General features: G+C 66.9%; 4 protein-coding genes. All 4 read right to left on the reverse strand.

The window, feature by feature from the left end; all coding sequences use genetic code 11:
- Positions 1–94 precede the first annotated feature (94 nt).
- A complete protein-coding gene (gene ccoS, locus VOI29_RS23245) occupies positions 95–253 on the reverse strand; it encodes a cbb3-type cytochrome oxidase assembly protein CcoS (RefSeq protein ID WP_323784112.1) in 159 nt (52 codons plus the stop codon).
- 30 nt (positions 254–283) lie between these two features.
- Entirely contained in the window at positions 284–2,461 is a 2,178-nt protein-coding gene (locus VOI29_RS23250) for a heavy metal translocating P-type ATPase (protein WP_323784114.1), read from the reverse strand.
- Between the two features lie 5 nt (positions 2,462–2,466).
- On the reverse strand, positions 2,467–2,931 hold the full coding sequence (locus tag VOI29_RS23255) for a FixH family protein (protein ID WP_323784116.1): 465 nt from the start codon (positions 2,929–2,931) through the stop codon (positions 2,467–2,469).
- A 3-nt stretch (positions 2,932–2,934) separates the two neighbouring features.
- Positions 2,935–3,885 (reverse strand): cytochrome c oxidase accessory protein CcoG (ccoG, locus tag VOI29_RS23260; RefSeq protein ID WP_323784118.1); only part of this gene is annotated, 951 nt, incomplete at its 5' end.

A 3,885-nucleotide genomic window follows, 5' to 3' on the forward strand; every position in this document is an offset into this window, starting at 1 on the left:
GCCATGCGCGGTGCCACGCCCAACGCCGCCAAGGGGCTCTGGCGCCAGCCAGCGCAGCTGCGGGGGCGGGAGAGCTTTGTTTCCGGACAGGAACTCAGGGCTTTGGCTTGTCGTCCCACTCATCGCTCAGGATGCGGCGGGAGTCGCCTTCCGGGTCGTCATACTGGTTGCTGCGCACGGTGTAGATAAAGGCCGCCAGCCCCACCGAGCCGAGGATCAGCGAAATCGGGATCAGATAGGCAAGGACGCTCATGGCTTCAGGTCCGCTTTGGCAGGCGCCGGCTTATCGCAGCCGCAGCGCATTGAGGGAGACGGTTATGGAAGAGGTAGACATCGCCAGCGCCGCAATCAAGGGCGTCGCCAGCCCGGCAATCGCCAGCGGCACCGCAATCACGTTGTAGAGCGTGGCAATGCGGAAGTTCTCGCGGATCCGGCGGGTCGCCTTTTGCGCCACGCCGCAGGCCTCGGCAATCGGCGAAAGGTCCTGCCCCAGCAGAACGATATCCGAGGCCACCCGTGCCGCATCCAGCGCCGATGCGGGGGAGATCGACACATGCGCCGCTGTCAGCGCCGCGGTGTCATTCAGCCCATCGCCCACCATCAGAACTTTTCTGCCTTGCGCTGTCAGCATCTGCACACGGGCGCATTTGTCAGCCGGCAGCGCCTCGGCCACCCAGTGGCTGATGCCCAGCCGCCCGGCCAGATCCTCCACCGCACCGGCGGTGTCGCCGGAGACCAGAAGCACTTCCTTGCCGGCCTCCTGCAGCGCCTGCACCGCCTCCGCGGCACCGGGACGCAAGGCATCGGTGAACCAAAACGCCTTGGCCTCCCCTGCCCCGCTGTCGAGCCAGGCCGCCGTCTGGCTGCCCTGCTGCGCGCCGGCCCAGGCCGCCCGGCCCAGCCGCACGGGCCGGCCGCGGAACAGGCCTTCGGTGCCATAGCCAGGCACCTCAGCCACCTTCTGCACCTGGGCAGCAGAGACCCCGGCGTCGCGGGCTGCGCCGGCCAGCGCCACTGACAGCGGATGCGAAGAGCCTTCGGCCAGGGCCAGCGCGATCTCCAGATCCGCGCGGGCGTGCCCGCCCAGATTGGTGATCTCCGGCGTGCCGGCGGTCAGCGTGCCGGTCTTGTCGAAGACCACAGTATCAACTTCCGCCAGCCGCTCCAGCGCGGTGGCGTGTTTGATCAGCATGCCCCGTCTGAACAGCCGGCCGGAGGCGGCGGTGGTCACCGCAGGCACCGCAAGGCCCAGCGCGCAGGGGCAGGTGATGATCAGCACCGCCGCGGCGATGTTCAGCGCCATGCGGATGTCGAACGTCCACAGATACCAGCCGGCAAAGGCCAGCGCCGACAGGATATGCACACCGGGTGCGTATAGCTTGGCGGCACTGTCGGCGAGCGAGGTATAGCGCGACCGCCCCGACTCGGCGATGGCCACCAGATCGGCCATCCGGTGCAGCGAGGTATCCTCGCCCACTGCCGTTGCCCGGATGGTCAGCGGGCCAGTAAGGTTCACCTCCCCGGCAGAGACCGCCAGACCAGGCGCTGCAAACACCGGCAGCGTTTCCCCGGTCAGCAGCGAGCGGTCGAGCTCCGACTGGCCTGACACGATCTCGCCATCCACCGGCATCCGCCCGCCAGGGCGCACCAGGATCAGATCGCCAATCGCCAGATCCGCCACCGGCACCTCGTGTTCCTTGTCATCCAGCAGCCGGATCGCCCGCGGCACTTCCAGCGCCGCCAGCTCCTCGGCGGCGGAGCGCGCCACCGCACGGGTGCGGTAGTCCAGATAGCGGCCCGCCAGCAGGAAGAACGTCAGTGTCAGCGCAGCATCGAAATAGGCGTGTTCGCCCGACAGCGACGTCTCCCACAGCGAGGTAGCCAGCGCCAATACCAGCGCCAGCGCAATCGGCACATCCATGTTCAGCCGCCCCACCCGCAAGGCGCTCCAGGCATTACGAAAAAACGGCAGGGCGGCAAAGATGATCGCGGGAAAGGCGATCGCGGCAGAGATCCAATGGAACATGTCCCGCGTCGCATCCGAGGCCCCGGACCAGACCGAGACCGACAGCAGCATCACATTCATCGAGGCAAAACCCGCCACCGCCAGCCGCATCAGCAGGTCACGCCCCGCCTTGTCGTTCTGTGTTGCCGCCAGCGCCGCCAAGTCCAGCTCATGTGCCTCATATCCGATGCTTTCCAGCACCGGGATCAAGTCCGCCGCCCGCAGGTCCGGCTCGGCCTCGATCAACGCGCGTTTCAGCGTCAGATTGACCCGCGCCGAATGGATACCGGGGTGCCCGTTCAACTCCCGCTCCACCGCGGAAATACAGGCCTGGCAGTGGATGCCGGGCAAGGACAGCGCCAGCCGCGCCTCGGCCGGGGCCTGTTCCCCGCCGTCATGCGGGGCCGCGACACAGGCCGGACAGGCGGCAAGCGTGGGGCGGATCCGCGCGGTCATGAGGGTCAGCCTTTCACATGCAGGATCACCCGCTGGGTGAACGCGGTGCCGTCCTTGGCCCGCGCCGCCATGCGGATATTCCAGTTGCCCGGCCCCAGATCGGCCGGCGCCACATAGGCCTGTCCGTCAAAGATAAACGCCGGCTGCTGGTCGTCCTGCACATGGGTCGCCCGGCCCAGCGTCGCGTTCAGCTCGGCGACCTCCACCGGGTTGCCCGCGGCATCGGTGATCTCCAGCTTGACAATATCGCCCTGCGACGAGGCATAGACCGACCAGCCCAGTGCCTGCTGCGCCGAGCGGCGCTGATCAAACTCCTGGCTGGCGACATAGGAGTTCTTCACCTCCAGCCCCGGAAAGGTCTGCACTGCATTCACCGCAAGGGCAATGTTCACCCCGATGATCACCGCAAAGGCGCCGCCGAACAGCATCAGGGCATGCTTGCCGGTAAACTCGCGTTCGCGCTTGGCCATGGCTCAGCCCCCCGTGCCGTTAAAGCTGGTGTCCTTGTGGGCCCGTTCGCCGCTGTCCAGATCTTCCACCCAAATACGCACCGGAGTCGAGCCTGCGCTGGACGGGGCGGCGTCTTTCGGCGCCACGATATAGACCCGCTGCAGCAGCGCCGTGTCGGCGGGCACCATCACCGTCACCCCCTCGGTGCCCTCCAATGCGATCTGCATCGACGGGTCGCCCTTCAGCGACAGCTGGAACGGGCGCTCCTCGCCGTGCTTGTTGCGCAGCCGCACATCATAGGTGTTGCGGATCGCGCCATCGGACAGTGTCACATAGGTCGGGTTGCGCACCGGCGCCACGGTCAGTTCGATATCGGCGCGGATGAACAGCGCAAACAGCAGCCCCGCGCCGACCAGCGACCACAGGGCGGTGTACAGGATGGTGCGCGGCCGCAGGATGTGCTTCCAGATGTTCCGGGGCGGCTTGCCTGCGCGCTCCTGCGCCTCGTCCGACAGCGCCATATAGTCGATCAGCCCGCGCGGCTTGCCGATCCTGGCCATCACATCATCGCAGGCGTCGATGCACAGCGCACAGGTGATGCATTCCATCTGCTGGCCGTCGCGGATGTCGATCCCCATCGGGCAGACGTTGACGCAGGCCATGCAATCGATGCAATCGCCCTGCCCCTCGGCCGCCTGGCCCTTTTTCAGATTGCCGCGCGGCTCGCCGCGCCAGTCGCGGTAGCCGACGGTCAGCGTGTCCTCGTCCATCATCGCGGCCTGGATGCGCGGCCACGGGCAGGCGTAGATGCAGATCTGCTCGCGTGCGAAACCGCCGAACAAAAAGGTGGTGCCGGTCAGCACCAGCATAGTGGTATAGGCAACGGGGTGCGCATTAAGCGTCACCAGGTCATAGGCCAGCGTTGGCGCATCCGCGAAATAGAACACCCAGGCGCCGCCGGTTGCCAGACCGAT

Source organism: Leisingera sp. (genome assembly GCF_034669605.1).
In the GTDB taxonomy this organism is placed as follows: domain Bacteria; phylum Pseudomonadota; class Alphaproteobacteria; order Rhodobacterales; family Rhodobacteraceae; genus Leisingera.

What these genes read in the sequence shown, in the direction of transcription:
- ccoS (WP_323784112.1), bottom strand. Translation starts at nt 253, where the DNA reads ATGAGCGTCCTTGCCTATCTGATCCCGATTTCGCTGATCCTCGGCTCG.
- VOI29_RS23250 (WP_323784114.1), bottom strand. Translation starts at nt 2,461, where the DNA reads ATGACCGCGCGGATCCGCCCCACGCTTGCCGCCTGTCCGGCCTGTGTC.
- VOI29_RS23255 (WP_323784116.1), bottom strand. Translation starts at nt 2,931, where the DNA reads ATGGCCAAGCGCGAACGCGAGTTTACCGGCAAGCATGCCCTGATGCTG.